Source organism: Xylophilus sp. ASV27, from assembly GCF_016428875.1.
Lineage (GTDB): Bacteria > Pseudomonadota > Gammaproteobacteria > Burkholderiales > Burkholderiaceae_C > Xylophilus.
The window spans coordinates 1-25,913 of sequence record NZ_JAELTO010000002.1 but is presented as its reverse complement, the minus strand read 5'-3'; the positions used below and the strand labels follow the sequence as shown (position 1 = coordinate 25,913).

General features: G+C 69.6%; 25 protein-coding genes. 16 read left to right on the top strand and 9 right to left on the bottom strand.

Features of this window, described 5'->3' with window-relative positions; translation table 11 throughout:
* Position 1 precedes the first annotated feature (1 nt).
* Positions 2 to 499: a MaoC/PaaZ C-terminal domain-containing protein gene (locus JHD63_RS00700; protein ID WP_198968738.1), complete on the bottom strand. Its 498-nt coding sequence runs from the start codon at positions 497 to 499 to the stop codon at positions 2 to 4.
* Positions 500 to 516: 17 nt separating this feature from the next.
* Positions 517 to 1,662 (bottom strand): acyl-CoA dehydrogenase family protein, encoded by a 1,146-nt coding sequence (locus JHD63_RS00695; protein ID WP_198968737.1) that lies wholly within the window; start codon positions 1,660 to 1,662, stop codon positions 517 to 519.
* Positions 1,663 to 1,904: 242 nt separating this feature from the next.
* Here JHD63_RS00695 and JHD63_RS00690 point away from each other — a divergent pair, with 242 nt between their 5' ends.
* Positions 1,905 to 2,732 carry an SDR family NAD(P)-dependent oxidoreductase gene (locus tag JHD63_RS00690; RefSeq protein WP_198968736.1) on the top strand — a complete coding sequence of 276 codons (828 nt, stop codon included), beginning with the start codon at positions 1,905 to 1,907 and terminating at the stop codon, positions 2,730 to 2,732.
* 32 nt (positions 2,733 to 2,764) lie between these two features.
* The gene (locus JHD63_RS00685) at positions 2,765 to 3,106 is read left to right on the top strand and encodes a hypothetical protein (protein ID WP_233167466.1); all 342 of its coding nucleotides are present in this window, start codon (positions 2,765 to 2,767) and stop codon (positions 3,104 to 3,106) included.
* Here the strand turns inward: JHD63_RS00685 and JHD63_RS00680 are convergent, their stop codons facing one another.
* The 4 genes from JHD63_RS00680 to JHD63_RS00665 form a co-directional block, all read right to left on the bottom strand.
* Positions 3,107 to 4,036: a LysR family transcriptional regulator gene (locus JHD63_RS00680; protein WP_198968735.1), complete on the bottom strand. Its 930-nt coding sequence runs from the start codon at positions 4,034 to 4,036 to the stop codon at positions 3,107 to 3,109. It abuts the gene before it with no gap.
* A gap of 17 nt (positions 4,037 to 4,053) precedes the next feature.
* Positions 4,054 to 5,526: an aldehyde dehydrogenase gene (locus JHD63_RS00675; protein ID WP_198968734.1), complete on the bottom strand. Its 1,473-nt coding sequence runs from the start codon at positions 5,524 to 5,526 to the stop codon at positions 4,054 to 4,056.
* An 11-nt stretch (positions 5,527 to 5,537) separates the two neighbouring features.
* Positions 5,538 to 6,977 carry an MmgE/PrpD family protein gene (locus JHD63_RS00670; protein ID WP_198968733.1) on the bottom strand — a complete coding sequence of 480 codons (1,440 nt, stop codon included), beginning with the start codon at positions 6,975 to 6,977 and terminating at the stop codon, positions 5,538 to 5,540.
* Between the two features lie 141 nt (positions 6,978 to 7,118).
* Positions 7,119 to 8,738, bottom strand: coding sequence for a GMC family oxidoreductase (locus JHD63_RS00665; protein WP_198968732.1), 1,620 nt, complete (start codon positions 8,736 to 8,738; stop codon positions 7,119 to 7,121).
* Between the two features lie 524 nt (positions 8,739 to 9,262).
* On the opposite strand from JHD63_RS00665, the gene JHD63_RS00660 reads away from it, so the two are divergent.
* Genes JHD63_RS00660 through JHD63_RS00640 form a run of 5 tightly spaced genes read left to right on the top strand, consistent with a single transcriptional unit; the run spans position 9,263 to position 14,375 of the window.
* Positions 9,263 to 10,225: a tripartite tricarboxylate transporter substrate-binding protein gene (locus tag JHD63_RS00660; protein WP_198968731.1), complete on the top strand. Its 963-nt coding sequence runs from the start codon at positions 9,263 to 9,265 to the stop codon at positions 10,223 to 10,225.
* A 12-nt stretch (positions 10,226 to 10,237) separates the two neighbouring features.
* Positions 10,238 to 11,200, top strand: a complete 963-nt coding sequence (locus JHD63_RS00655) for a Bug family tripartite tricarboxylate transporter substrate binding protein (protein ID WP_198968730.1) — start codon at positions 10,238 to 10,240, stop codon at positions 11,198 to 11,200.
* A 3-nt stretch (positions 11,201 to 11,203) separates the two neighbouring features.
* Positions 11,204 to 11,776 carry a DUF2889 domain-containing protein gene (locus tag JHD63_RS00650; protein WP_198968729.1) on the top strand — a complete coding sequence of 191 codons (573 nt, stop codon included), beginning with the start codon at positions 11,204 to 11,206 and terminating at the stop codon, positions 11,774 to 11,776.
* Positions 11,773 to 12,960, top strand: a complete 1,188-nt coding sequence (locus JHD63_RS00645; protein WP_198968728.1) for a CaiB/BaiF CoA transferase family protein — start codon at positions 11,773 to 11,775, stop codon at positions 12,958 to 12,960. The genes JHD63_RS00650 and JHD63_RS00645 overlap by 4 nt, the downstream gene beginning before the upstream one ends.
* Positions 12,957 to 14,375 (top strand): MmgE/PrpD family protein, encoded by a 1,419-nt coding sequence (locus JHD63_RS00640; RefSeq protein ID WP_370590357.1) that lies wholly within the window; start codon positions 12,957 to 12,959, stop codon positions 14,373 to 14,375. The genes JHD63_RS00645 and JHD63_RS00640 overlap by 4 nt, the downstream gene beginning before the upstream one ends.
* A gap of 33 nt (positions 14,376 to 14,408) precedes the next feature.
* On the opposite strand, the gene JHD63_RS00635 is transcribed toward JHD63_RS00640, so the two are convergent.
* On the bottom strand, positions 14,409 to 15,206 hold the full coding sequence (locus tag JHD63_RS00635; RefSeq protein WP_198968727.1) for an IclR family transcriptional regulator: 798 nt from the start codon (positions 15,204 to 15,206) through the stop codon (positions 14,409 to 14,411).
* Positions 15,203 to 16,018 (bottom strand): IclR family transcriptional regulator, encoded by an 816-nt coding sequence (locus JHD63_RS00630; RefSeq protein WP_198968726.1) that lies wholly within the window; start codon positions 16,016 to 16,018, stop codon positions 15,203 to 15,205. The genes JHD63_RS00635 and JHD63_RS00630 overlap by 4 nt, the downstream gene beginning before the upstream one ends.
* 101 nt (positions 16,019 to 16,119) lie before the next feature.
* On the opposite strand from JHD63_RS00630, the gene JHD63_RS00625 reads away from it, so the two are divergent.
* Entirely contained in the window at positions 16,120 to 17,001 is an 882-nt protein-coding gene (locus JHD63_RS00625; protein ID WP_198968725.1) for an alpha/beta fold hydrolase, read from the top strand.
* A gap of 219 nt (positions 17,002 to 17,220) precedes the next feature.
* On the top strand, positions 17,221 to 17,346 hold the full coding sequence (locus JHD63_RS24510) for a hypothetical protein (protein WP_255519241.1): 126 nt from the start codon (positions 17,221 to 17,223) through the stop codon (positions 17,344 to 17,346).
* Positions 17,347 to 17,363: 17 nt separating this feature from the next.
* Here JHD63_RS24510 and JHD63_RS00620 read toward each other — a convergent pair whose 3' ends face one another.
* Positions 17,364 to 18,512 carry an acyl-CoA dehydrogenase family protein gene (locus tag JHD63_RS00620; RefSeq protein WP_198968724.1) on the bottom strand — a complete coding sequence of 383 codons (1,149 nt, stop codon included), beginning with the start codon at positions 18,510 to 18,512 and terminating at the stop codon, positions 17,364 to 17,366.
* A gap of 229 nt (positions 18,513 to 18,741) precedes the next feature.
* Here JHD63_RS00620 and JHD63_RS00615 point away from each other — a divergent pair, with 229 nt between their 5' ends.
* From JHD63_RS00615 to JHD63_RS00585, 7 genes are all read left to right on the top strand, one after another.
* The gene (locus JHD63_RS00615) at positions 18,742 to 19,617 is read left to right on the top strand and encodes a MaoC/PaaZ C-terminal domain-containing protein (protein ID WP_198968723.1); all 876 of its coding nucleotides are present in this window, start codon (positions 18,742 to 18,744) and stop codon (positions 19,615 to 19,617) included.
* A gap of 23 nt (positions 19,618 to 19,640) precedes the next feature.
* On the top strand, positions 19,641 to 20,390 hold the full coding sequence (locus tag JHD63_RS00610; protein WP_198968722.1) for an SDR family NAD(P)-dependent oxidoreductase: 750 nt from the start codon (positions 19,641 to 19,643) through the stop codon (positions 20,388 to 20,390).
* A gap of 80 nt (positions 20,391 to 20,470) precedes the next feature.
* Positions 20,471 to 21,676, top strand: a complete 1,206-nt coding sequence (locus JHD63_RS00605; RefSeq protein ID WP_198968721.1) for an acetyl-CoA C-acetyltransferase — start codon at positions 20,471 to 20,473, stop codon at positions 21,674 to 21,676.
* A gap of 14 nt (positions 21,677 to 21,690) precedes the next feature.
* Positions 21,691 to 23,631 (top strand): AMP-binding protein, encoded by a 1,941-nt coding sequence (locus JHD63_RS00600; RefSeq protein ID WP_198968720.1) that lies wholly within the window; start codon positions 21,691 to 21,693, stop codon positions 23,629 to 23,631.
* A gap of 17 nt (positions 23,632 to 23,648) precedes the next feature.
* Positions 23,649 to 24,509, top strand: coding sequence for an IclR family transcriptional regulator (locus JHD63_RS00595; RefSeq protein ID WP_198968719.1), 861 nt, complete (start codon positions 23,649 to 23,651; stop codon positions 24,507 to 24,509).
* A gap of 8 nt (positions 24,510 to 24,517) precedes the next feature.
* On the top strand, positions 24,518 to 25,699 hold the full coding sequence (locus JHD63_RS00590) for a CaiB/BaiF CoA transferase family protein (RefSeq protein ID WP_198968718.1): 1,182 nt from the start codon (positions 24,518 to 24,520) through the stop codon (positions 25,697 to 25,699).
* A 57-nt stretch (positions 25,700 to 25,756) separates the two neighbouring features.
* A partial coding sequence (locus JHD63_RS00585) for a transposase (RefSeq protein WP_198968717.1) occupies positions 25,757 to 25,913 on the top strand: 157 nt, incomplete at its 3' end.

Here is a 25,913-nt window from a genome sequence, read left to right as displayed (position 1 = left end):
CTCAGCCCCTGGACGCGGGCAAGGTGGAGGCCACCAGCGCGTCGAGGTCCTCGCGCCGGCGCAGCATCAACAGGCTCCATTCGCCCTGCTGCACTACGTCGCCGTCCTGGTTCTGCACCTGGATCAGGAACTTGATCACGCCGTACTTCTCGTCCTTGACCTTCTTGCCGATCACGGTGGCCTTGGCGAACACGGTGTCGTCGATCAGCACGGGCTTGAGGAAGCGCATGTTGTCTATGCCGTAGTTGGCCTGGATGCCCAGGCCGAACTGGATCAGGCCGGTGGCGATGGAGTAGGTGAGGGCGCCCTGCACCAGCCGCTTGCCAAAGCGGGTCTTGGAGGCGTAGAGCGTGTTGGAGTGGATCGCGATCCAGTTGCCGGTGAGCGCGCAGTAGTTGACCACGTCGGTCTCGGTGATGGTGCGGCCGCCCGAGTTGAAGACCTGGCCGTCTTCCAGCTCGTCGAAGGTCTGGTTGATCTGGTTGTTGATGAGGCTCATGCTTGTCTCCGAAGGGGTCAACCCAGACGCATCGACTTGGCGATGATGGTCTTCTGGATCTGCGAGGTGCCACCGCCGATCGTGCACTGGATGCTCTCGCGCAGGTAGCGCTCCATGTCGGCCTCCGGCAGGTTGGCATAGCCGCCCAGCACCTGCATGCCGGTCAACGCGCAGGCCTTGAGCGTCTCGGAGCCGTAGAGCTTGGCCATCGACACCTCGCGGCTGCAGGGCTTGTGCTCGGCGGCCAGTTGCGCGGCGCGGTAACACAGCAGGCGCGCGGCATCGACCTCGGTCTGGCGGTCTGCCAGCATGTGCTTGAGCACCTGGAAGTCCCACAACTGCTTGCCGAACTGGATGCGCTCATGCGCATAGCGCACCGCGTTCGACACCGCCTCCTGGGCATTGCCCACGTAGGCCGCGGCCACCGAGCAGCGTTCCAGTTCCAGATGCTCGGTGATGATCTTCCAGCCCTGGCCTTCCTCGCCCAGCATGGCGTCGCCCGGCACGCGCACGTTGTCGAGGAAGATCTCGGTCGTTCCGGTGGCATGGCGCGACAGCGTGGGCAGCTTGTTGATGACCATGCCCGGCGTGTCGTTCGGGATCAGCAGCACCGACAGGCCGCCGTGCTTGTTGTCGGGGTCGGTGCGCACCAGCATGGCGATCACCACGTCCTTGGCCGCCGCGCCGCTGCACCAGAGCTTCTGGCCGCTGACGATCCAGTCGCCGTTGGCGTCGCGCCGCGCGCGGGTCTTGGTGTTGGAAGCGTCGGAGCCGGCGTCGGGCTCGGAGATCGACACCGAGAAGCGGATCTTGCCTTCGATGAAGGGCCGGATGTACTTCTCTTTCTGCGCGGGCGAGCCGTACTTGGCGATGTTCATCGCGGTGAAGGTGGGCACCAGGATGGCGGCCGCGAAGTCGAAGCCGTACTTTCCCAGGCCCTCCGCCATCAGCGTGTAGTCGAAGATGTTGCCGCCGGCGCCGCCTTCCTCCTCGCTGAACAGCAGGCCCAGCCAGCCTTGCCGGGCGATCTTCTCGTAGGCCTCGTAGGGGTAGTCGCGGCCCACGTCGCACTTGCGGATGTATTCGACGGTGATCTCGTTGTCCATGAAACGGTTCACGGTGTCGAGCCACATCTGCTGCGAGTCGTCGAGGAAATTGGCCATGGTCGGTTGCTCCTTGGGGTATTGCGTTGACCCCGGTAGGCTAGGGAAAGCGGCCAGGCAATCCAAGTTGTGAATTTCGAAGCCGCGTTTCGATGGCCCCGAAGCGCTCGCGTCGCGGAGGACGTTCTGATGCGAATCGGTCACGGCGGATTTCGTTTCCTGGAAGCGGCGCTTCGGAAATCCGCACTTGGATCGGCGCATGTCGCCGCGTACGCTGTGGCCCACACCAGGAGCAATAGGGCATGGCACCACATCCGACGATCAACCTACTGGATGGCAGGGTCGCCATCGTCACGGGCGGCACGGGCGGCATCGGAAAAGGCGTGGCGCTGCAACTGGCAGCGCGCGGCGCGCGCGTCGTCGTCAATGGGCGCAGCGCGGACAACGCCCGCGCCGTGCTCGACGAGATCCGCGACCTGGGCGGCGAGGCCTGCTTCGCCCCAGGCGACGTGCGTTCCCGGGCCGACATGCAGGCCGTGGCGGCCGAGGCGGTTCGCCGCTTCGGCGGTGTGGACATCGTGGTGCCCAACGCGGGCGGCAATGACGATGAGGCGCGCTCGCCCGAGGTGCGCGGCCCGTTCGCCGGCATCGATCTGGAGCGCGTCGCGCAGTTCGTCGGCCAGGCCCTCGCGGCCAAGCTGCTCGTGGTGCAGGCCGCCGTGCCCGCGATGCGCGAGCGCGGCGGCGGCAGCGTGGTGTTCGTCACCTCCGAGGGCGGGCGCAGCCCCACGCCGGGGCAGACGGCCATCGCCAGCTTCTCGGGCGGGCTGATTGCCGCGAGCAGGGTGCTGGCCAGGGATCTGGCACGGGAGCGCATCCGCGTGAACTGCGTCTGTGTGACCGTGGTGCGCGACACGCCGTCCTGGAGCGCGGTGTTCGGCCCCGGCAGCACCGTCTCGGACATGCACCGCAGGCAGTACGAGAAGATCGTCGCGCACAGCCCGCTGGGCGTGGCCAGCCCGGCGGACATCGGCAAGGTCGTGGCCTTCTTCGCGTCGGACGATGCGGCCCATCTCACCGGCACCGCCATCAGCCCGACGGGCGGGCTCACGATCCATTGCTGGACCTGAAGCACCCCCACGGGCTGGCGGCACAGCGGCGCGTGCTGGCATCGGCGGACGCGCTGCTGTTCAGCCTGCGGCCGCAGGCCATGGACATCCCCGCCATCGCCATGAACACGCCCGAAACCCTGCTGCAGGACGCGCACAGGCAGGCCGTAGGCTTCTTCGGCGTGCTGGAGCATCCGGGCGAGGGCACGATTCGCACCATCGGCATTCCGCAGCAGTGGAGCGAGAGCCCGGCCACGCTGCGCCACTCGGCGCTGCGCCTGCGCGAGCGCACCGAGGCGCTGCTGGGCGAGTACGGCTTTGGCCTGGACGAGATCGGGGCGCTGCTGCAGCCGCGCGGCGCGCGGGCCGCCGCGCCTGCCGAGCCGGCCGCCTGATCAGGCGCCTGGCGGCGTGTCCGCCGGCCGGCTCAGCAACTGCTCGAGCAAGGCGCGCGCGGCGGGGCTCAGCGTGCGCTCGCGCGGGGTGGCGATCTGCACGATGCGCCGGGCCCAGGCGTCCGACATGGGCACGGCCACCACGCCGTCGATCTGCGCCTGCACGACGTCGCACTCGGGCTGCACCGTCACCCCCAGCCGGGCCTGCGCCAGGCTCATGGCCACGCCCGTGCTGCGCACGCTGTATTTGGGCTTGTATTCGCCGCCCAGCTTGCGCGCCGCCTTGGCGAAAGTCGCGTGCATGGCCGATATCACGATCAGGTTCTCGGGAACGAGTTCCTCGAACGAAACGCTTGCGTGGGCGGCCAGCGGGTGGGCCTCGGGTACCACGGCCACCAGCCGGTCGGTGCGGTAGGGGTGGGTGTTGATTCCGCCCAGGTCCAGCCCCGGCGCCATGGCGAACACGCCGATGTCCGCGTCTCCCTGGATCACGGCCTGCACGATGGCCGTGTTCTCCAGCTCGCGCAGCACCAGGTCCACTTGCGGAAAATCGCGCGCGAAATTGCCCAACTCGCGCGAGAGGAACGGCACGAAGATGGAGCGCGCCGAGGCCACGAACACCTCGCCGCGCAGCCCTTCACCGAAGGCGGCGATCTCCGCGCGCATGTCGTCCATGTCGGAGAACAGCTTGCGGATGTAGCGCACGATGACCTCGCCCGCCGGTGTGGCCACCACGCCCTTGGGCGTGCGCTCCAGCAGCGGCACGCCCGCGATCTCCTCGAAGTCCTGGATGCGCTTGGTGGCGGTGGATGCGGCGATATTCTCGCGGATCGCGGCGCGGCCGATCTGCTGTTCATCCACGGCCGAGAGGAACAGCCGCAGCGTGAACAGATCGACCTGACGGATGAAGTGCAGTCGGTTGAAGGTCATGGCGGCCGGCTCCGGGCTCAGGAGGCCATCCGGTCCAGCACCACGGTCTTCGATTCGAGGAAGGCTTCGAGTCCGCCCACGCCGCCTTCGCGCCCGATGCCCGACTGTTTGAAGCCGCCGAAGCCGATCGAGAAGTCCGTGCGCGAGGCGTTGTGCCCCACCGAGCCCGCGCGCAACTGGCGCGCCACGCGCATGGCGCGCTCGGTGTCGTGGGTGAACACCACGGCGTTGAGGCCGAAGATGCTGTCGTTGGCCATGTCGATCGCGTGCCGTTCGCTGTCGGCCGCGATCACCGACAGCACGGGGCCGAAGAACTCGTTCTGCGCCGCGAAGGAGCGGCTGTCCACGTTGGCGAACACCGTGGGCTCGAAGAAGAAGCCGCGCCCGAGGTGCGCGGGGCGCCTGCCGCCCGTGACGAGCTGCGCGCCCTGGGCGACGCTTTGCGCCACCATGCGCTCGACCACGCCGCGCTGCGCCGCCGTGGCAAGCGGACCCATGCTCGTCGCCTCGTCGAGCGGGTCGCCCAACACCATGCTGCGCGCGGCGGCGGCCAGTGCCTCGACCATCGCGTCGTGCCTAGCGGCCGGTACGATGATGCGCGTGAGGCTGTGGCAGACCTGGCCCGAGAGGTAGCCGAAGTAGGGCGCGCCCAGCACCTTGGCGGCGGCCTCCACGTCGTAGTCGTCCAGCACCACGGCGGGCGACTTGCCGCCCAGCTCCAGCGTGACGCGGGCCACGCGCTCGGCGGCCACGGCGCCGATGCGCCGGCCCGCGCCGGTGGAGCCGGTGAAGGTGATCTTGTCCACGCCGGGGTGGCGCACCAGCGTCTCGGACACGGCCCGGTCCGCCGTCACCATGTTGACCACGCCGGGCGGCAGCCCCTCCTCGTGGCAGATCTGCGCGAACAGGTGGCCCGAACTCGGCGTCTCGGGCGTGTTCTTGATGACGGCCGTGCAGCCCGCCAGCAGCGCGGGCGCGAGCTTGTAGGCCAGCAGCCCGGCCGGGCCGTTCCACGGCACGATCACGGCGACCACGCCCACGGGCTCCTGCACCTGATAGGCCTGGTGGCCGGTGACCGAGCGCGTGGGCGCCACGAACGGATAGGTCTGCGCCATGGCCGTGTACTGGCGGAATGCGCCGCTCAGGAACAGGCCGATGCGCGGCTTGGCTATTTTGTAGAGCACGCCGGATTCGATGCTCCAGCCGCGCGCGAACTCGTCGTTCAGCGCTTCGAGCCGCTCGGCGATCTTCTCCAGGTAGGCGGCGCGCTCGGCCGGCGCCATGCGTGGCCAGGGGCCGTGGTCGAAGGCCTCGCGCGCGGCCTGCACGGCAGCGGCCACGTCGGATTCGGTGGCCTGGGCGGCGTGCGCCACCACCTCTTCGGTGGCGCAGTTGAGCACGGCAAACGTCTCGCTGGTGGAGGGCTGGACCCACCGGCCGCCGATGTAGAGCCGGTCGGCGTGGGGCATGTTCAGGGACGGGCTTTTCATGGCTTGTCTCCTCAGGGCTGCGGCGAGCGCACGAACTGGCGGATGACGGTGCCGAAGTCCTTCACCTGTTCGAGGTTCAGCACGCTGTCCACCGCCCGGTCGATGGCCGCCGCGGGGAGCAGGCCGTCGACGAAGCTGCGGAACTTGGCGACCAGTTCTTCCGTCGTCATGTAGGTCGAGGGGTCGGCCGAGGGCGTGCCCTTGGGGAACATCTTCTCACCGGCGAAGACTTGGCCGCGCGCGCGCACTTCCACGCGCGACGGGCGGCTGGAGATGTCCGTCGACACCGACTGGAAGTAGCCCGGGTGGGTCTGCAGCGAAACCCGGTTCATCAACGCCAGCACGGACGGATCGAACACCACCGCCGGGTCCTGCCAGCGCGGGCCGGGCGGGATGCGGTGGGCCGCCACGGCCAGGCCGTGCGCGAAGCAGAACTGCGCGTCGTGCACCTGCAGGATCTCGCGGCTGGTGAAGCAGGGCAGCACATAGGCCCAGCCTTCGCCGAAGGAGGTGATGCTCTCGATCTCGTCCGGCTTCAGATCGTGGGTGCTCACGATGTCGATCAGCAGGTCCAGCGGCGCGTGCATGACGCGGCAGTGCGGATAGGGCTTGAACATCTGGAACGCGGGAAAGCGCCAGTCCTGGCCCAGGCCGTCGGTGATGGCGGTGGGCAGCCAGCGGTCGGTTCCGATGAAGCTGGCCCAGCCGTTGACCTCGTCGTCCAGGATGCGCAGGTCGCCGCGATGGCCCAGTTCGCCCATGTCGGCGGCAGTGAGCGCGACGCTGGTCATCCCGCCGGCCAACTGGTACTTGATGGTGGCCGTGGGCGCATGCATGAACCAGGCGCGCTGCGCGTTGACCGGCGCGGAGGCCGCGGCCAGGCCAAGTGCGTTGGCCAGTTGGGCGGCCGACAGGCGCTTGAGCTTGCCTGCCGATGCGGTGGCGCCGAACACGGTGCTGCTGTAGCCCACGACCGAGGCGGGGTTGGCGAGCTTGCCGTCCTTCGTATCGCGGTAGCCGGGCATCGCGGCGCCGAAGCGGCAGGAGATTTCGTGCGACACCGCCACGGCGGCGATCAGGTCCCGGCCGGAGCGCCGCAGCGCCTCGGCCGTGGCGAAGGCGCCGGGCAGCACGTAGGGGCTCACGTGCCCGGGCAGCAGCACCGAATCGGCGTCCAGCGCGTTGAGCATCTCGCTGTTGGCGAAGGCGGCGCCGTAGACAGTCGAGCGCTCGCCGGTGCCGATGATGGTCGCAGTGCCTGCGCTGCCGCCTATCCGGCGGGCCATCTCGATGCCGATGCGGCTCCGGGCGTGATCGATGCCCGCCAGCGCGACGCCGAGAGAGTCGAGGATGTCGCGCTTGCACTCCTGCACGACGTTCTCCGGCAGTTGGGCGATATCGACGCCGGCGGCGAAATGGGCGAGCTGTTCGACGATGGTGTGGGGGCTCATGGGTGGCTCCTGCAGGAGAGGTGCTGTCGTTGATTTGCTATAATATTCATAGCTAAAAGCCTAGTTTTTATATGGGCTACAGGCATTCAATGTCTGAAATTCGGCGGATGCCATCAGGCTTTGCCTTGCTGTCGATGAAGATCAGGCCGCCACGGCGCGCGCGGGCAGCGCGTCCTCGCGGAGCATGTCCGCGCCCTTCTCGCCGAGCATGATGCAGGGCGCGTTGGTGTTGCCGGTGGGGATGGTGGGCATGATCGAGGCGTCGATCACCCGCAGGCGCCGCACGCCTTGCACGCGCAGCCGCGCATCGACCACGGCCTGATCGTCATGGCCCATCTTGCAGGTGCCCACCGGGTGCCAGGCGGTCCCGCCGAAGCGCTTGAGATAGTCGAGCAACTGTTCGTCGCTTGCGGCAGCGGGGCCGGGCTTGACCTCCTCGACCACGCGCAGGCCCAGCGGCGGCGTCTGGATGATCTTGCGCAGCCGGCGCATGCCCGCGACGTGGCGGCGGACGTCGCTCGCATGGCTGAGGTAGTTGGGGTGAAACAGAGGCGCTTGCAGCGGGTCGCTGCTCGCCAGTTCCATGTGGCCGCGCGATGCGGGCGTGAGCAGCACGACGGAGGCGGAGATGCCGGGATAGCCGTCGGCCGCCACCTCGCCCGAGGGCGTGGCGGAGAAGCTCATGGCGTTGAACGACAACTGCAGGTCGGCGCGGCCGCCTTCCTCGCTGTTCACGTAGGCCGTGACCGGCGCCGCGCCCAGGGCCAGGTAGCCGGTGCGGGTCAACAGGTAGCGTGCGCCTTCGAGGTATTTGCGCAGGCCGCTGAGGCGATGGTTGACCGAGCTGCCCGGGATCACGCGCCAAGCGAACGATGCGTACCAGTGGTCCTGCAGGTTGCGCCCCACGCCCGGCAGTTCGCGCTGCAACGCGATGCCGTGGCGCTGCAACTGTGCCGCGTCGCCGATGCCCGAGAGCATGAGGATCTGCGGCGAGGCGAGAGCGCCGCCGCTGAGCACCACCTCGCGCGCCGCCAGGAGGCTGCGCCGCCGGCCGCCGTGCTGCACCTCCACGCCCGCGGCCTCGCCGTTCTCCAGCAGCACGCGCGTGGCGTGGGCGCCGGTCAGGATGCTCAGGTTGCGGCGCTGGCGCACGGGTTCGATGAACGCCTGGTACGCCGAATGGCGCCGCCCGCCCCGGATCGTGTACTGCCGCAATCCGGCCGCGGGGTGGGGCGGGGCGTTCAGATCGGCAGAGCGCGGGATTCCCGCGTTGGCGCAGGCGGCGAGGAAATCCTCGGCCGCGGGATGGACCTCCACCGGATCCGTGACGCTGAGCGGTCCCTGGTCGCCGTGGAACGCGCTGGCGCCGCGCGCGTTGTTCTCCGAGCGCTTGAAGTAGGGCAGCACATCGTCCCAGCCCCATCCCGCATTGCCCGCGCGCGCCCACTGCTCGTAATCCTCGGGCTGGCCGCGCATGTAGATCATGCCGTTGACGGCGCTGCAGCCGCCCAGGCCCTTGCCACGGTCCCATTGCACCTGGCGCCCGCCCAGCGTGGGCACGGGCGCGGTCTTGAAGCGCCAGTTGAAACGTTGGCTGGCGAACAGCTTGGCCATGCCGGCGGGGGTGTGCACCCAGAAGTCGTCCATGTCGCCGCCGGCCTCGATCAGCAGCACGCGCGCCTGCGGATCGTCCGACAGCCGGCGTGCCACCACGCAGCCCGACGAGCCCGCGCCGACGACGATGTAGTCGTACACCTCCATTGCCTGCTTTCCAGTGCTTAATCTATCTAGTAATTGTTAGATAAATTCATGGCCTTGCATCGGTTCTTCTGGGTGATCAAGGGTTTGTCCTAGGTATTCGGTATCCCCGAATCGCCGCTTCGGAATTCCTCACTTGGATGCGCGGCGCGGTTCCTTGAAGATCTGCATGCAATGAAACCACCCCCAGGCTGCGCGCTTCGCGTCTTCGCCTTCCTCGTGCGAGGGCGCACATCCAGCGGACCGGCGGAGCCGGTTCTGCGGATGTCCTGGCATGGCCTGCTCCGCGGCATCTTGAGCCTTAGGGCGACGCTGAACAAATCCCCGCGCTGGCGCGCGCCTTGGTGTGGGATGGAATGCAGGGCGCAAACCGCAGCCATGGCCGCCGCCATGGCGAGAATTTGCAACGCCGCAGACCGCCCACGGCAGGGACGCGCGACACGCGAGGGGCTTGTTCAGCGTTGCCTTGGGGTTGCATGTGCTGCGGGCGGCGCTGGTCACCCTTCGCAACCCAGAAGACGAGCGTCATGAAGAAACTCGCATGCATCACGGCCATCGCCGTGTCGTCCGTTGGCGGCCTGTTGCCGGCCGCCGGACTCGCCCAGACGTTCAAGGCGCCGATCAAGATCGTCGTGCCCTACGCGGCAGGCGGTGGCACCGACGTGCTCGCGCGCCTGCTGGGGCAGGGGCTGTCGAAGGAACTGGGCCAGTCCGTGCTCATCGAGAACAAGGCGGGCGCCAGTGGACAGATCGGCACGCAGTTCGTGCAGGCCGCGGCGCCCAACGGCGCCACGCTGCTGTTCACCGTCGATCACTCGCTGATCACCGTGCCGTTGACCACCCCCGCCGCCAGATATGACGCGGCGGCGGACTTCACCGCGCTCGGGCAGGCCGCGCGCTCCGTGTGGACGCTGAGCATTCCCGCGAGCGCGCCCTACCAGGACTTCGCAGGCTTCGCCGCCGCGCTCAAGGCCGATGCGTCGTTGCGCTCCTTCGGCGTGCCGTTCACGGACGGCGCTCCGACGCTGATCGGCCAGGCCCTGGGCCGCCGTTGGGGCGTTGCCATGACGGCCATTCCCTATAGCGGATCCGGGCCCGTCATCCAGAACGTCATGGCCGCCCAGGTGCCGGCGGGCATCACGGGCATGCCCGAGGCCATGGCGGTGCACCGCTCGGGCAAGGCGCGGGTGATCGCCGTGTCCGGCACGCGGCGCTCGGCGCTGCTGCCCGACGTTCCGACCTTCAAGGAACTGGGCATTGAGGGGCTGGAGTTCTACACCTTTCTCGGCTTCTTCGCGCCCAAGAACCTGCCCAGGGACATGGCGCAGGAGTTCAACGCCGCCTTGCGCAAGGTGCTGGCCGAACCGGCGGTGCTCGAGAAGCTGAGCGGCATGTCCCTTCAGCCCGCGCCGACCACGCTGGCCGAGGCCGGCGAAGAGGTCGCATCGCTGGAGCGCTTCTGGAAGCAGGCGCTGGGCGTAGCGCGCTGAGAGAAAGCGCCCATGACTTCCCGCCGATCATTCCTCGCCGGCCTGCCCGCCGCAGTCAGCTTGCTGGCGCAGGACGCATTCGCCCAGACACCCTGGCCCGACCGCCCGATCCGCTTCATCGTCCCGGTCGCGGCGGGCGCCGGCACCGATCTCGTCGCCCGCCAGGTGTCCGTGGCGCTGAACAGGTTGTGGAGCGTGGCCTGCATCGTTGACAACAAGCCCGGCGCCGGCGGGGCGGTGGGTACGGACTATGTGGCCAAGGCGTTGCCTGACGGGTACACGCTGCTGTTCACCTTCTCGGCCCACTACACCACGCCGCTGATCGACAAGACGCCCTACGACCCGGTGGCCGACTTCGAGCCGGTCGCCCGGCTGGCCAGCTCCCCACTGTTCATGGTGACCGCGCCGGATTCGCCCTTCAAGAGCGTGGCCGACGTGGTCGTGGCGTCCCGGCGCGCGCCGCGCTCGGTCACCTACGCCTCGGCGGGGCAGGGCACGCCCTCGCACATGGGCGGCGCGCTGCTGGAGTCCATCGCCGGTGTGGAGATGGTGCATGCGCCGTATCGCAACGGCTCGCAGGCCATGATCGAAACCGGCAGCGGACAGGTCCACGTCGCGTTCTCGGGCGCGGCGTCCTTGCCGCTGGTCAAGAGCGGCCGGCTGCGCCTGCTGGCCATCACCTCGGCCAGGCGCTCGGTGTATCTGCCCGGCGTTCCCACCCTGAACGAGTCGGCCGGCATCCAGGGCTACGAGCTCACCTCGCCCATCTGGGCGATGGCCCCGCGCGGTACGCCCGATGCCGTGCGCAGCAAGCTGTCCGACGCATTGGCCGCGATCGCCGCCACGCCTGACTTCATGGCCTTCTGCGCCGCTCAGTACCTGGAGCAGGACTTCCAGGGCGCGGCGCAGGCCAGGGCGGCCGCCGCGGGCGAAGCGGCCCATTGGCGCCGCCTGGTGCAACTGACCAGGGCTTGAGGCATGGCGGAAGAAGTCACGCGCGAGGAGCTGCACTTCCGGCGCATCGATTTCCGCGGTTTTCGCCGCAGCGATGGCCTTTTCGAGGTCGAGGCGCGCCTCACCGACCGCAAGACCTGCGACTTCGCGCCGCCCAGCGGCGGGCGGCATGTGCCGGCGGGCGACACCATCCATGACCACGGATTGCGGGTGGTGTTCGGCGAGGACATGGTGATCCTTGAGATCACCACGGCCATCCGAGCCTACCCCTACCGCGAGTGCGCGGCCGGCGGCGATACCTTGCAGGCGCTGGTCGGATTGCGCATGGGCGCGGGATGGAATAGCGAACTGCGCAAACGCCTGCCCGCGGGCGACACCTGCACGCATCTGAAGGAAATGATGGCGCCGCTGGCCAGCGCGGCCTTCCAGACCATTTACTCGGTGCGCACCAGCCATGTGGACGAGAAGGATGTCAATGGCCGGCCGCGCAAGATCGACAGTTGCTATGCCTACGGCGCCTCGCGCGAACTGGTGGCGCTGCAGTGGCCGGCGTTCCACAAGCCTGCTCCTGAACGTGACAACCAAGGAAACGCATGACCGACAAGAGGAAACAGGGCCCGCTGGCGGGCGTCCGCATCGTGGAGCTGGGCGGCATCGGCCCCGGCCCGTTCTGCTGCATGCTGCTGGCCGACCTGGGCGCCGAGGTGATCCGCATCGACCGTCCGCCGGGGCATGACGGCGGCGCGCCCATCGCCGCGCGCTTCGACCTGCTCAACCGCGGCCGGCGCAGCGCGATGATGGACCTGAAGAAGCCCGAGGCCGCCGCCGCCGTGTTGCGCCTGGTGGCGCAGGCCGACGCCTTCATCGAGGGCTTTCGCCCCGGCGTGGCCGAGCGCCTGGGACTGGGGCCGGAGACCTGCCTGGGCGTCAACCCGCGCCTGGTCTACGGCCGCATGACCGGCTGGGGCCAGACGGGGCCGCTGGCCCATGCGCCGGGGCATGACATCAACTACATCTCGCTCACGGGCGTGCTCAATGCCGTGGGCCGGGCGGGCGAGCCGCCTGCCATTCCGCTCAACCTCGTGGGCGACTTCGGCGGCGGCTCGCTCTACCTGGCGCTTGGCGTGGTCAGCGCCATCCTGGAGGCGCGCGGCAGCGGGCGCGGCCAGGTGGTGGATGCCGCCATGGTCGACGGCTCGGCCTCGCTCATGACGCTGATCTACGGCATGCGCGCCGCGGGCTACTGGAGCGACCAGCGCGGCACCAACCGGCTCGACTCGGGCGCGCCCTGGTACAACGTGTACGAGACCCGCGACGGCAGCTACGTCAGCATCGCCGCGAACGAAGCGCGCTTCTACCGCGCCGCGCTGGCGGTGATGGGGCTGCAGGACGAGCCGCTGGCCGGGCAGCACGATCGCAGCGGCTGGCCCGCCATGCAGGCGCGGTTCGCCGAAGTGTTCCGCACCCGCACGCAGGCCGAGTGGGTGGCGCTTGCCGAGGGCAGCGAATCCTGCATCACGCCCGTGCTCTCGATGGCCGAGGCGCCCGCGCACCCGCATCTTCAGCAGCGCGGCACCTTCGTCGAGGTCGACGGCGTGGCGCAACCCGCGCCCGCGCCACGCTTCAGCCGCACCCCAGGCGCGATCCAGCGCCCGCCCGCGCGGCCCGGCCAGCACACGCGCGAGGTGCTGCGCGACTGGGGCCTGTCCAGCTTCGAGATCGACGCGCTGCACCAGGCCGGCGCAGCGCTGTCGCCCGGCGATGCGGAGCTGGCGCGGTGACTGTGTCCCAGAAGCTGGCCCGTGAGGTCGTGAAGGATCCGGCCAGCGCGCACATGACCGCCGCCATCGCGGCCCACGTGGCCCGCGTGGCGAACATGCCGCTCTCCGAGGCCGACACCGAGGCCGCGCGCCGGCTGCTGCTGGACAACTTCATCGTCTCGCTGTGGGGCGCCACCCGGCCCTGGACGCGCGAGATCGCGCAGTGGGCGCAGCGCTTCGCCGGCAGCGGCGCCAGCCCCGTGCTGGGCGCGGACTGGTGCGCCGACCCCATGGTGGCGGCGCTGGTGCACGGCACGGCCGCCCACAGCTTCGAACTCGACGACACGCACGACGAAACCCTGAGCCACCCCGGCGCCGCGATCATTCCCGCCGCGCTGGCCGTGGGCGCCGCCGCCGGCGCGCCGCAGGCCGATCTGCTGCGCGCGCTGGCTGCGGGCTATGAGGCCATGGCCCTGCTGGGCGCTTCGGCGGGCGGCATGGAGACGGTGCACCGCGGCTTTCACCCGACATCGGTGTTCGGCTCCTTTGGCGCGGCCACCGCCTGCACCTGTCTGCATGCCTATGCGCGTGGCGAAGCGGTCGCGCCCGATGCAATGATCGCCGCCTGGGGCCATGCGCTGTCGCAGGCCTGCGGCGCAATGCAGTTCTCCGCCGAGCCGGGCGGCGGCGAGGTCAAGCGCGCGCACGCAGGCTTCGGCGCGCGCAACGGCGTGCTGGCGGCGGAGTTCGCGCGCATGCCCGCCGTCACCGCGCCGCGCCGCGTGGCCGAAGGCGCGTACGGGCTGGCGGCGCTGTTCGGCGGCCCGCTGCGCCAGGTCGAGCCCGCCGGCACGCTGCAGATCCGCAACATCAGCTTCAAGCCCTATGCGTGCTGCCGGCTGTTTCACTCCACCATCGACGCACTGCGCGAAGTCACCCACGGCTTCAGCACACCGGTGGATTCCATCGAGAGCATCACCCTCAGCGGCCCGCAACTGATCGCCGACCAGCACATGCTGCGGCGGCCCGAGGGCAGCATGGCGGCGCAGTACAGCGCCCCGTTCATCGTGGGCGCCACGCTGGCCTACGGGCCGCGGCGCTACGACGCCTATGGCGAAGAGCATCTGGGCGACGCCGCCATCCTCGGCATCGCTGACAGAGTGCGTTTCGAGCTGAGCGAGGAACTGACGCGCAGCTACTACCCCCAGCACTTCGCCACGGGCGTGCGCATGCGCTTCAGCGACGGCAGCGAGCGCGCCAGCGTGGTCGTGGACAGCGTGGGCACGCCGTGCAAGCCGCTGACCAGGGAGCAGATCCTTGCCAAGGGGCTGGGCCTGGCGGGCGGTGCTGCGACCGGCGAACGCTTGCGCAAGTGCATCTGGGACGGCGGGCAGGGCGCACGGGCATTGGCGCAGGCGCTGATTCCGCGGCGATGAGCGCCTTTCGCCCTGGGCGATGCCAGGTGGCCGTCACAGATGGCTGTCGAACCCGGCCAGCAGCGCCTGGAGCCGCGCGGCCGTTTCCTTGAGCGCGGGAGCGATGCGCTCGCGCTCCGAGCGCAGGTCCAGCTCAACGTCTGCCTTGCCGCAGCTCAGGCTCATGAGCGCGCCCTGGAGGCCCACGCGGATCGGCAAAGCCACGCCGTAGGTGCCGCGCTGGTAGCCGCCCAGCACGGCGCAGGTGCCCGACTGCGCCAGTTCGGCGAAGGAGGCGCGGATCGACTGCTCCAGCGCCTCGCCCTGCGCGCCCGCGCGGCGCTTGTGCTCCTCGATCAACGCGCGCTGCTGCCCGGGCGGCAGCCCCCAGAGGTAGGCACGGCCGATGGAGGTGGCGCCCATGGGCAGCACCGAGCCAACGCCCAGCCGCAGCGTGGCCACCTTGCGGCTCACGCGATAGCCCACGTAGAGGATGTCGATGCCGTCCTGGATGCCGAGCGCGACCGACACGTCGAGCCGGTCCGCCAGCTCCTGCATCAGCGGCTGCGCGGCCTGCAGCATGTCGTTGGTGGCCAGGTACGCATGGCCGATGCCCAGCGCGCCGGCCGACAGCTCGAACTCGCGCCGGCCCGGCACCAGGCGCAGAAAGCCGACCTGCAGCAGCGTGGAGGTCAGGCGCGAAACGGTGGCCTTGGGCAGGCCGGTGCGCCGCACCAGTTCGGCATTGGTGAGTGGCGTGCGGTCCGAGCGGAAGGCACGCAGCACTTCGAGCCCGCGCTCCACAGTCATCAGCGTGGCGCTTTCGGCGGCCTGCGCCCCGGCAGCGCTCATGGCCGCCCCCGCGAGCGCTGGATTTCCTGGGCCATGCGCACCAGGGCCGGCCCCAGTTCGCGCACGCTGCGGGTGCGGCCCATGAGCATGGACGGCGCCATGCAACTCACCGCCAGCGGGGCCTGGTCCGGCAACTGGATGGGCGCGGCCACCATGGTCATGGGCTGGCCCGATTCGCCCAGCGCCACGCAGAAGCCGTCCTTGCGCACCTGCACCATGGCTGCGCTCGAACGCAGGCGCGTCTGCCGCGCGTCGTCGTGCGGATGCTGCGCGGCGCTTTGCAGCAGGTAATGGCGCTCGGCATCGGGCAGGCTGGCCAGCAGCGCCCAGCCGGCGGCGGACGAGGCCAGGCCCAGGCGGGTGCCGACGCCGGGCTGCAGCGATGCGGGCAGGGCGCTGGTGCTGCAACTGTCGATCACCACCAGGTCCAGCCGGTCGCGGGAACTCAGGTGCACGTGCACCTGGTGGCGTTCGGCGAACTGGCTCATGCGCTGGTTGGCGGCGCGGTGGATCTCGGTGTCCGCCGCGGCCCGGTAGCCCAGGGCCAGGGCGGACGGGCTCAGGCGGAACCTGCGCGTGTCGGCGGCGCAGCGCAGGTAGCCCAGCGTCACCAGGGTGCGCGTCATGCGCGTCACCGTCGATGCGGGCAGGCCGGTGCGTGCCACCAGGTCGCCGTTGCAGAGCCAGCGGTCCTGCGGCGTGAACGCCGAGAGAATGGACAGGGCGCGGGCGAAGGGCGTCACGATGGTGCAGCGCTCGGATCGCGGGCGCGGGCCGGGGCCATCAGGGGAGGGCGAAGATGGGTGGTGCATGCTGCGGTTCATGGAACACTCTCATCAAACTAACATTCATTAGAATACGAAGGAAGAAAAAAGTCGATTGGGGTTTTCTCTTTGCTGGATCTGCTCGAACCATGACTCCGCTCAAGCCACTTCCCGGCACGCCCCGGCCCAAGCTCGCCTGGACGGGCGCCCACGGCAACCGCCTGTGCGGCGACAGTTGGGGCGATCCGTCCGCGCCGCCCGTCGTGCTGCTGCATGGCGGCGGGCAGACGCGGCATTCGTGGCGGCGCACGGCGCTGTCGCTGGCGCAGGCGGGTTACCACGCCGTGGCCTATGACGCGCGCGGCCATGGCGATTCGGACTGGGTGCCCAGCGGCGACTATGGCGATGCGGCGATGGCACAGGACCTGGCCTGCGTGCTGCGCGGCATCGCCGGCGCGGGCGCTGCCGCCCGGCCGGTGCTGATAGGCGCCTCGATGGGTGGCATCACGGGCCTGGTGGCCACGGGCGAAGCGGTGGTGCAGGCTGCCGCGCTGATCCTGGCCGACGTCTTGCACACCACGGCGCCGGCCGGTTTCGAGCGCGTGCGCGGCTTCATGACGCGCCACGCGCAGGGCTTTGCTTCGCTGCAGGAGGCGGCGGACGCCATCGGCGCCTACCAGGGTGCGCGGGCACACCGGCGGCGCAGCCCGGCGGGCCTGGCCAAGAATCTGCGCCAGGGCGCGGACGGGCGCCTGTACTGGCACTGGGACCCGCGCTTTCTCGACGGCCGGGAAGACCTGGCGGCGCGCGCGCGGCGGCTGGCGCAGTGTGCGCGGCGGCTCGCGGTGCCGACGCTGCTGGTGCGCGGCGCGCATTCCGACGTGGTCACCGACGAGGCCGTGCGCGAATTCCTGGCGCTGTGTCCGCGGGCGAGCCACGTCGATGTGCCGGGGGCGGGGCACATGCTCACGGGGGATGACAACGATGCCTTCGGTCAGATGGCGATCGGCTTCATTCGCCAAAGAACATAGCCGCCAGGGGCCAGCGCAACGTCAGGGACGCCCATCCGTCGTTCCACGCGCTCCGCCGCGTGAGAGTGGCGGTGGGGAGCGCGAAATGTCGATTTCGATGCAATATGGCGATGTGTTGTTACATAGAGGCGAGCCGCTGCCCGACGACTTCCTGACCCGGCGCCAGGATGTCCCGGCGCAAGAGCGCGACTGGACTTGACGCCCGCCATGCGCCGCACGATGGATACCCACATCTGCAGCTACATCCTGCGCCGCCATCCCGCACAGATGATCGAGCGCTTTGCCGCGCTCGATCGGGCGCAGTTGTGGCTGCCGGCCATCGTGGCGGCCGAAATGGGCTGTTGAAGGATGACACGCCCTCGTCACAGCTCCCGCAGCATGTTCTTCGCAATCACTGTCTGCTGGATCTGTGTCGTGCCCTCGTAGATGCGGAACAGGCGCACGTCGCGGTAGAAGCGCTCGATGCCGTATTCGGCCATGTAGCCCGCGCCGCCGAAGATCTGCACCGCGCGGTCGGCCACGCGGCCGCACATCTCGGAGGCGAACATCTTGGCGCACGAGGCCTCGGTGCCCACGGGCAGCTTGTCGTCGCGGCGGCGGGCGGCGTCCAGCACCATGCAGCGCGCCGCGTAGATCTCGGCCTTGCTGTCGGCGAGCATGGCCTGCACGAGTTGGAAGTTGGCGATCGGCTGGCCGAACTGCTTGCGCTCGGCGGCATAGCGCAGCGCCATGTCCAGCATGCGCTCGGCCACGGCCACGCAGACGGCTGCGATGTGGATGCGGCCCTTCTCCAGCACCTTCATCGCGGTCTTGAAGCCCTTGCCTTCCTTGCCGCCGATGAGGTTGTCGGCCGGCACGCGCACGTTGTCGAAGATCACGTCGCAGGTGTGCGCGCCCTTCTGGCCCATCTTCTTGTCGCGCTTGCCGAAGCTGATGCCGGGCGTGTCGGCATCGACGATGAAGGCCGACACGCCGCCCGCGGCCTTGACGCCCGGGTCGGTGCGCGCCATCAGCGTGAACATGCCGGCCTGCGGCGCGTTGGTGATGAAGCGCTTGGTGCCGTTGACCACGTAGCCGTCGCCGTCCCGGATGGCGGTGGTGCGCAGCGAGGCGGCGTCCGAGCCGGCCTCGGGCTCGGTCAGCGCGAAGGAGGCCAGCAGTTCGCCCGTGGCCAGGCGGGGCAGGTATTTTTCCTGCTGCGCCTGGGTGCCGTCGAACAGGATGCCCTGCGAGCCGATGCCCACCGTGGTGCCGATGAGCGAGCGGAAGACGGGCGAGGCGCGGCACAGCTCGAACATGGCCAGCACTTCTTCTTCCATCGTGAGCTCCAGGCCGCCGAAGCGTTCCGGGATGGTCAGGCCGAACAGGCCCAGCGTGCGCATGTCCTGCACGATGTCCTCGGGGATTTCGTCGGAGTCGGCCACCAGTTCCTCATTGGGGATGAGACGCTCGTTCACGAAGCGGCGGATGGAGTCGAGCAGGACGTTGAGCGTTTCTGGGTCGCGGATCATGGCGGGCGAATCAAGGGATGAGGATGGTGCGGCATGCTGCGCCGCCGCTGTGTCCGACGCAAGCGCCGTGGCACGCGCGTTCCGAAAGATGGAAATGCCTTGAACGCCTGCACGCACAGAGGATGCGCCCATCGCATGCCGTTGTACGGAACGAAGCCCGCATGCCTGTTGACCGGGGCGGGCTGCGGCGGCATCGTCGCCCCTGCTTCCTCACCAAGAGTCCTCTCCCATGCCTATCGACCCAGCCCGCCTGCTGGCACGGCCCTTTCCCGCCATCGAGCACGCCTACTCGCAGCGCGACACCCAGCTCTACGCGCTGGGCCTGGGCCTGGGCGCGGACCCGCTGGACGCGGGACAACTGCGCTACGTCTACGAAGGGCGGGACGGCGCATCGCTGCGCGCCATGCCCACCATGGCCAACGTCCTGGCCTACCCAGGCTTCTGGGCGCGCGATCCCGATACCGGCATCACCTGGCAAAAGCTCCTGCATGCCGAGCAGGAAGTCCGATGGCACGCGCCATTGCCCGCCAGCGGTCGCGTGACGGGCTGCACGCGCATCACCGGCCTGTGGGACAAGGGCGAGGGCAGGGGTGCCCTGCTGCAGCAGACGCGCGAGATCACCGATGCCGCCAGCGGCCGCCTGCTCGCCACCGTCCAGCAGTTGAGCCTGCTGCGCGGCGACGGCGGGTTTGGCGCGGGCGGCACCGAAGGCGCGCCGCCCGCGCCGCACGCCATGCCCGAGGGCGCGCCCGACCACGTGTGCGACCTCGCCACACCCGCGCAACTTGCGCTGATCTACCGCCTGAGCGGCGACCTGAACCCCTTGCACGCCGACCCGGCCGTGGCCGCGGCCGCGGGCTTTGCGCGGCCCATCCTGCACGGCATGGCGCTGATGGGCGTGGCCGCGCACGCGGTGCTGCGCACGGTGCTGGACTATGAGGACACCCGTTTTGCCGGCATGCGGGTGCGCTTCACCGCACCCGCCTGGCCAGGCGACACGCTGCGCACCGAGATGTGGGTGCGCGGCGCCACGGTATCGCTGCGCACCACGGCGGTGGAACGCAGCGTGGTGGTCTTGAACAATGCGCGGGTCGATCTGCGCTGAGCATTTTCCAAGGAGCAACCGTCATGGATCTGGGTTTGAACGGCAAGGTCGCCATCGTCACCGGCTCGGCGCGCGGCCTGGGCGCTGCCACGGCGCGGCGCCTGGCGCAAGAGGGCGCCAAGGTGGTGATCACCGACATCAATGCGGAGCTGGCCGAGGCCACGGCCAAGGCGCTGCGCGGCGAGGGCCTGGCCGCGCACTGCGTGGTGGGCGACATCACCCAGGGGGCGGACGTGAAGCGCCTGGTGGATGAGACCGTGGCGCACTTCGGCGGTGTGCACGTGCTGGTGAACAACGCCGGCGCGCCGCGCGACAAGTACCTGGTGAAGATGAGCGAGGACGACTGGGACTTCGTGATGGCCGTCATGCTCAAGGGCGCCTTCCTGGCCACCAAGGCGGTGATGCCGCACTTCATCGGGCAGGGCTGGGGCCGCGTCATCAACATCAGCTCGCGCGCCCACCTGGGCAACCCGACGCAGGCCAACTACTCCGCCGCCAAGGCCGGGCTGATCGGCATGGCGCGGGCGCTGTCGAAGGAAGAGGGGCGCTACGGCGTCACCTGCAACTGCGTGGCGCCCGGCTTCATGGAAACCGAAATGGTGCGCGCGCTGCCGACCTACGAAACCATCAAGGACAACGCCATCGCCGCCCAGCCGGTCAAGCGCGTGGGCCAGCCCGAGGACATCGCCGACGCCGTGGCCTTCCTGGCCAGCGAGCGCGCCGGCTTCATCAGTGGCGAGGTGCTGCACGTGACCGGCGGGCGCTATGGATGAGCTATCAAAATAATAGCTGGTAGCCCAGGAGCGATCTGGGCTGGAGGCCAATTTTCATCGAAATCCTGAGGTACATGGACATGAAACGAGCAGCCATCGTCTCCCCGCTGCGCACCCCCGTGGGCGCCTACGGCGGGGCACTCAGAGGCGTTCCCGTCGAGGAACTGGGCGCCACCGTGGCGCGCGCCGTCGTGCAGCGCACCGGGCTGGACCCGGCGTGCATCGACGACGTGGTCTTCGCCCAGAGCTACGCCAGCGGCGAGACGCCTTGCACCGGCCGCTGGGTGGCCTTGCAGGCGGGCTTCCCGATCGAGGTCGCGGGCATGCAGCTCGACCGGCGCTGCGGCGGCGGCGTGCAGGCCCTGGCCACGGCCGCCATGATGGTGCAGACCGGCGCGGCCGACGTGGTGATGGCCGGCGGCGTGGAGAGCATGAGCAACGTCGAGTACTACACCACCGACATGCGCTGGGGCAAGCGCGCCGGCAACGTCAGGTTCTACGACCGGCTGGACCGGGGCCGCGAGCGCTCGCAGCCCGAAGAGCGCTTCGGCCGCATCAGCGGCATGATCGAAACCGCCGAGACGCTGGCGCGCGAGTACCAGATCAGCCGCGAGGACGCCGACCGCTTTGCCGCGCGCAGCCACCAGCGCGCCGCCAGGGCGCAGGCGGCGGGCCTGTTCGAGGGCGAGATCGTTCCCGTTCCGGTGCCGCAGCGCAAGGGTGAGCCGCTAATGGTGAGCCGCGACGAAGGCGTGCGCGGCGACACCACGGCCGAGAGCCTGGCCAGCCTGCGCGCCATCATGAAGGACGGCATCGTCACCGCCGGCAACGCCTGCCAGCAGAACGACGCAGCCGCCGCCTGCCTGGTCGTGGCCGAGGACAGGCTCGAAGCGCTGGGCCTCACGCCGATCGGCTGGCTGGTGGGCTGGGCCGCCGCCGGCTGCGACCCGGCGCGCATGGGCGTCGGCCCCGTGCCTGCGGTGCAGAAGGTCATGGCGCGCACCGGCCTGAAGTTCGAGCAGATGGACCTGATCGAACTCAACGAGGCCTTTGCCTGCCAGGCGCTGGCCTGCGTCAAGGGCTGGGGCAGCACCATGGAGGCGCTGGAAGACCGGCTCAACGTCAACGGCTCGGGCATCTCCCTGGGCCACCCCGTGGGCGCGACCGGCGTGCGCATCATGAGCACGCTGCTCCACGAAATGCAGCGCCGCCAGGCCCGCTACGGGCTGGAGACCATGTGCATCGGCGGCGGGCAGGGCATCGCCATGGTGTTCGAGCGCGCATGAAGGTGAATCGGCCCATGGATTCCACCAAGAACTGGCAGCCCGGCCAGCGCGAGTTGCAGAACGCCGGCATCGTGCAATTGATGCGTGCGCTGGATCTGCCCACCTACGACGAACTGTTGCGTGTCTCCGTGGCCGAGCCCGAACGCTACTGGCGGACCGTGATGCGCGAATGCGCCATCGCCTGGGACCAGCCGCCCACGGGCTACGTCGATCTTTCGCGTGGGCCGCAGTTCCCGAGCTGGTTCCCCGGCGGCAGGCTGAACTGGGTCAACACGATCTACGGCTGGGCGCGCAAGCCCGCCACCGCGCAGCGGACGGCGGTGGTCGGTGAGCGCGAGGACGGCAGCCTCAGTTCACTGACCTATGCCGAACTCGAAGCGCGCGTGCGCGACTTCGCCGCGGGGCTCGCGCGGCACGGCGTGCGGCAGGGCGACCGCATCGGCCTGCTGATGGAGAACGGGGTCGAGGCGACCGTCTCGCTGCTCGCCATCGTGCACCTGGGCGCGCTGGTCGTGCCGCTGTTCAGCGGCTTCGGCGTCGATGCCATCGTGGCGCGCCTGTCGGCCGCCGAGGCGCGCATGGCCATCGCCTCCACCGGCTTCTCGCGCCGCGCCAGGCGCGTGGACGCGCAGGGCGCCTTGCGCGATGCCTGGCGCCAGTTGCCGCTGCTTGAACACGTGATCTGGAAGCGCGCAGAAGGCGAGGCCGCGCAGGATGCGCGCGACCTGGACTGGCAGGAAACCGCCGCCGTCGCGCAGGGCAGGGGAGGCGATGCCGTGTCCGTCACGCCCGACACGCCCTTCATGGTCATCTACACCTCGGGCACCACCGGCAAGCCCAAGGGCGTGGTGCATACGCATGGCAGCTTCCCGATCAAGATCGCGCACGACTCGCTGGTGCACTTCGACGTGCACCCGGGCGACGTGTATTGCTGGCCCGCCGACATGGGCTGGATCGCCGGCACCCTGGTGCTGGGTTGCGCGCTGTTGCGCGGCGCAACCCTGGTCTGCTACGACGGCGCGCCGGACTATCCCGATTGGTCGCGCATGTCCAGGGTGGTGGAGCGCCACCGGGTCACGCACTTCGGCTCGGCGCCCACGCTGATCCGCGGCATGGCGAGCCACGAAGACCTGGCGCTGGCGGGCGAGCGCTCCACCCTGCGCCTGCTGATCACGGCTGGCGAGGGCATCGCGCCCGAGCACTTCAACTGGTTCCAGCAGAGATTTGGCGACGGCACCGCGCCGCTGATCAACTACACCGGCGGCACCGAGGCTTCGGGCGCGCTGCTGGCCAGCGTGCCGATCCGGGCGATTCCGCCGAGCGGCTTCAACACCATCTCGCCCGGCGTGGCCGCCGACGTCGTGGACCCGTCAGGCCGCAGCGTGACCGGCGAAGTGGGCGAACTCGCGATCCGCGCGCCCTTCGTGGGCATGACCCAGTCGTTCTGGCGCGACGACGAGCGCTACCTCGAAACCTACTGGCAGGCTGTGCCAGGCCTCTGGGTGCACGGCGACCTGGCCCTGCGCACGCCCGAGGGCAACTTCTTCATGATGGGCCGCTCGGACGACACGCTCAAGGTGGCCGGCAAGCGCCTGGGTCCGGCCGAGGTGGAGGAGGTGGTGCTGGAGCTGCACGAGGTGTCCGAGGCCGCCGCCATCGGCGTGGCCGACGCCGAGAAGGGCCAGAAGCTGGTGGTCTTCATCGTGCCCAGGCCGGGCATCGACGCTTCGCACGAAGCGCTGCAGGCCGCCGTTTCGGCGCACGTGGACAAGCGCCTGGGCCGGCCCTTCCGTCCGGCCAAGGTGCATGTGGTGGGCCAGTTGCCCAAGACGCGCAGCTCCAAGATCATGCGCCGCGTGATCCGCAGCGTGTACTGCGGCCAGCCGCCGGGCGATCTCTCGTCGCTGGACAACCCCGGGGCGCTGGACGACGTGCGTGCCGCCGCCGCGGCCTGAAGCCCCCGCGCCGCAGCATGGCCCGCGCCGCCGCCCATGCCAGCGTGCAGTCCACGCGGGCCAGCATGTCTGACTGGCTGCGGCCCGAACCGGGCGTGACGGTGGTGACGCCGCTGGTGCGCGCGCTAGCGCTGATTTCGGCCTTCGCTCCGCACGAGCGCTGGCTGGGCAACGGCCAGCTGGCGCACCGCACCGGACTGCCGCCCTCCACCGTGACGCGCATCGCCCATTCGCTGGTGCAACTGGGCTACCTCCTGTACGACGGCGCGCGGCGCAAGTACCGGCTCTCGCCCGCCGTGCTGGGGCTGGGCTACGCGGCCATCGCGCACTCGGCCATCCAGGGGCTGGCGAGCGGGCCCATGGCGAACTTCGCGCAGCAGAACAACGCGCACGTGTGCCTGGCGGTCCGCGACCGGCTGGACCTGGTCGTGCTCGAATGCCGGCGCAGCCTGGGCTCGCCCGTGATGCTGCCGCTGCACGTGGGCATGCGCGTGGGCATGGCGCTGTCGCCCATGGGCTGGGCGCTGCTCGCGGCACTGCCGGAGCTGGAGCGCTGCTACCTGCTCGAAAACCTGGAGCGCCGCATGTCCAGGGACTGGCCGCGCCAGCGCCGCCGGGTGTCCGAAGGCATTGCGCAGGTGGGCGACAAGGGCTACTGCGCGGCCATCGGAGAATGGGAGCCCGACCTGGGCATCATCGCCACGCCGATGCTGCTGGAGGGCTCGTCGCCCTTCGTGCTGGCCTGCATCGGTGCCAGCCAGGGCATGACACGCGCGCGCGTCGAGCGCGAACTGGGGCCGCGCCTGTTGGCCATGGGCCGCTCGCTGCAGGCCGAATTCAACATGATCGGTGAAGGAACGCCGCCGAATCTTCAGTGAAAGACACCATGACGGTACTAGAAGGCATCAAGGTTCTCGACTTCGGCCGCTTCATCGCCGGCCCGTACTGCGCCGCGCTGCTGGCCGACTACGGCGCGGAAGTCATCCGCATCGACCGGGTGGAGGGCGGGGAAGACCGCTACATCGTGCCCGTGACCGAGGGCGGCGAGGGCGCGATGTTCCTGCAGCTCAATCGCAACAAGCGCTCGCTCACGCTCGACCTCGCCAGCCCCGAGGGCCGCGAGATCGTGCGCAAGCTGGTGGCCGGAGCCGACGTGGTGATCGCCAACATGCCGCCGCGCACGCTCAAGAGTCTGGGGCTGGACTACGACACCCTCTGCGGCATCAAGCCCGACGTCATCCTGGTGGCCTCCAACGCCTTCGGCCACGCGCCGGCCGTGCGCGACCGCGTGGGTTTCGACGGCGTGGGCCAGGCCCTCAGCGGCGCGGTCTACATGGCGGGCACGCCCGAGCAGCCACAGAAGGCCATGGTGCCCGTGGTGGATTTCGCCACCTCGTTCGCCTGCGCCCTGGGCACGCTGCTGGCGCTCTACGAGCGCCAGCGCAGCGGCAAGGGCCAGGAAGTCAGCGCGTCCCTGCTGGGCACCGGGCTGAACATGGCCAGCGGCGCATTGATCGAGGAGGCCATGCTGGGCCTGGACCGCCAGGCCACGCTCAACCGGGCCGCCAGCTATGCGCCGTCCGACATCTTCAAGGCACGGGATGGCTGGTTCATCATCCAGATCATCGGCGGCGCCATGTTCAAGAGCTGGACGCGGCTGGTGAACCGGCCCGAACTGCTGGACGACCCGCGATTTGCCAGTGACAGGCTGCGCGGCGAGCATGGCGAGTTCCTGAGCAGCGTGATGAGCGAGTGGTCACGGAACAGGACGCTGGGCGAGGCGCTGGCGCTGCTCGAGGAGGCGCGTATCCCCGCCGCCCGCGTCAACTCGCCGCGCCAGGCACTGGAGGACGAGACCATCCAGTCCGCGAATCTGATCCACTGGATGGACTACCCGGGCGCGCCGAAGAAGGTGCCGATCTTCGCCACGCCCGTGACCCTGTCGCGCACCCCGCCCGAAATCCGCCAGCGTGCGCCGCTCAACGGCGAGCACACCGACGAGGTGCTGGCGGGCATCGGACTCGATGCGCAGCGCATTGCCGATCTGCGGCGGCGGCGGATCGTCTAGTCTTACTGTGTCATAAATGTCACAATTCGATCTTCCGGACTTCGATTTGGAGGATCGATGAATGCAGCCGAGCGTTTCGATAGCTACCTGGAGCACCTGAGCGAAGGCCTGGGTCACGTGGACCGGCATGCGGGCCTTCGCGGTTACTGCACGGGCCTGATGCTTCCTCTGTCGCGCAAGAGCGTGGAGCCCATGGCCGCGCGAGTGGACCCGA

Bases quoted from the DNA above. Each gene is read 5' to 3' on its own strand.
- JHD63_RS00700 (WP_198968738.1), bottom strand. From the start codon at position 499: ATGAGCCTCATCAACAACCAGATCAACCAGACCTTCGACGAGCTGGAA.
- JHD63_RS00695 (WP_198968737.1), bottom strand. From the start codon at position 1,662: ATGGCCAATTTCCTCGACGACTCGCAGCAGATGTGGCTCGACACCGTG.
- JHD63_RS00690 (WP_198968736.1), top strand. From the start codon at position 1,905: ATGGCACCACATCCGACGATCAACCTACTGGATGGCAGGGTCGCCATC.
- JHD63_RS00680 (WP_198968735.1), bottom strand. From the start codon at position 4,036: ATGACCTTCAACCGACTGCACTTCATCCGTCAGGTCGATCTGTTCACG.
- JHD63_RS00675 (WP_198968734.1), bottom strand. From the start codon at position 5,526: ATGAAAAGCCCGTCCCTGAACATGCCCCACGCCGACCGGCTCTACATC.
- JHD63_RS00670 (WP_198968733.1), bottom strand. From the start codon at position 6,977: ATGAGCCCCCACACCATCGTCGAACAGCTCGCCCATTTCGCCGCCGGC.
- JHD63_RS00665 (WP_198968732.1), bottom strand. From the start codon at position 8,738: ATGGAGGTGTACGACTACATCGTCGTCGGCGCGGGCTCGTCGGGCTGC.
- JHD63_RS00660 (WP_198968731.1), top strand. From the start codon at position 9,263: ATGAAGAAACTCGCATGCATCACGGCCATCGCCGTGTCGTCCGTTGGC.
- JHD63_RS00655 (WP_198968730.1), top strand. From the start codon at position 10,238: ATGACTTCCCGCCGATCATTCCTCGCCGGCCTGCCCGCCGCAGTCAGC.
- JHD63_RS00650 (WP_198968729.1), top strand. From the start codon at position 11,204: ATGGCGGAAGAAGTCACGCGCGAGGAGCTGCACTTCCGGCGCATCGAT.
- JHD63_RS00645 (WP_198968728.1), top strand. From the start codon at position 11,773: ATGACCGACAAGAGGAAACAGGGCCCGCTGGCGGGCGTCCGCATCGTG.
- JHD63_RS00635 (WP_198968727.1), bottom strand. From the start codon at position 15,206: ATGAGCGCTGCCGGGGCGCAGGCCGCCGAAAGCGCCACGCTGATGACT.
- JHD63_RS00630 (WP_198968726.1), bottom strand. From the start codon at position 16,018: ATGCACCACCCATCTTCGCCCTCCCCTGATGGCCCCGGCCCGCGCCCG.
- JHD63_RS00625 (WP_198968725.1), top strand. From the start codon at position 16,120: ATGACTCCGCTCAAGCCACTTCCCGGCACGCCCCGGCCCAAGCTCGCC.
- JHD63_RS24510 (WP_255519241.1), top strand. From the start codon at position 17,221: ATGGATACCCACATCTGCAGCTACATCCTGCGCCGCCATCCCGCACAG.
- JHD63_RS00620 (WP_198968724.1), bottom strand. From the start codon at position 18,512: ATGATCCGCGACCCAGAAACGCTCAACGTCCTGCTCGACTCCATCCGC.
- JHD63_RS00615 (WP_198968723.1), top strand. From the start codon at position 18,742: ATGCCTATCGACCCAGCCCGCCTGCTGGCACGGCCCTTTCCCGCCATC.
- JHD63_RS00610 (WP_198968722.1), top strand. From the start codon at position 19,641: ATGGATCTGGGTTTGAACGGCAAGGTCGCCATCGTCACCGGCTCGGCG.
- JHD63_RS00605 (WP_198968721.1), top strand. From the start codon at position 20,471: ATGAAACGAGCAGCCATCGTCTCCCCGCTGCGCACCCCCGTGGGCGCC.
- JHD63_RS00600 (WP_198968720.1), top strand. From the start codon at position 21,691: ATGGATTCCACCAAGAACTGGCAGCCCGGCCAGCGCGAGTTGCAGAAC.
- JHD63_RS00595 (WP_198968719.1), top strand. From the start codon at position 23,649: ATGGCCCGCGCCGCCGCCCATGCCAGCGTGCAGTCCACGCGGGCCAGC.
- JHD63_RS00590 (WP_198968718.1), top strand. From the start codon at position 24,518: ATGACGGTACTAGAAGGCATCAAGGTTCTCGACTTCGGCCGCTTCATC.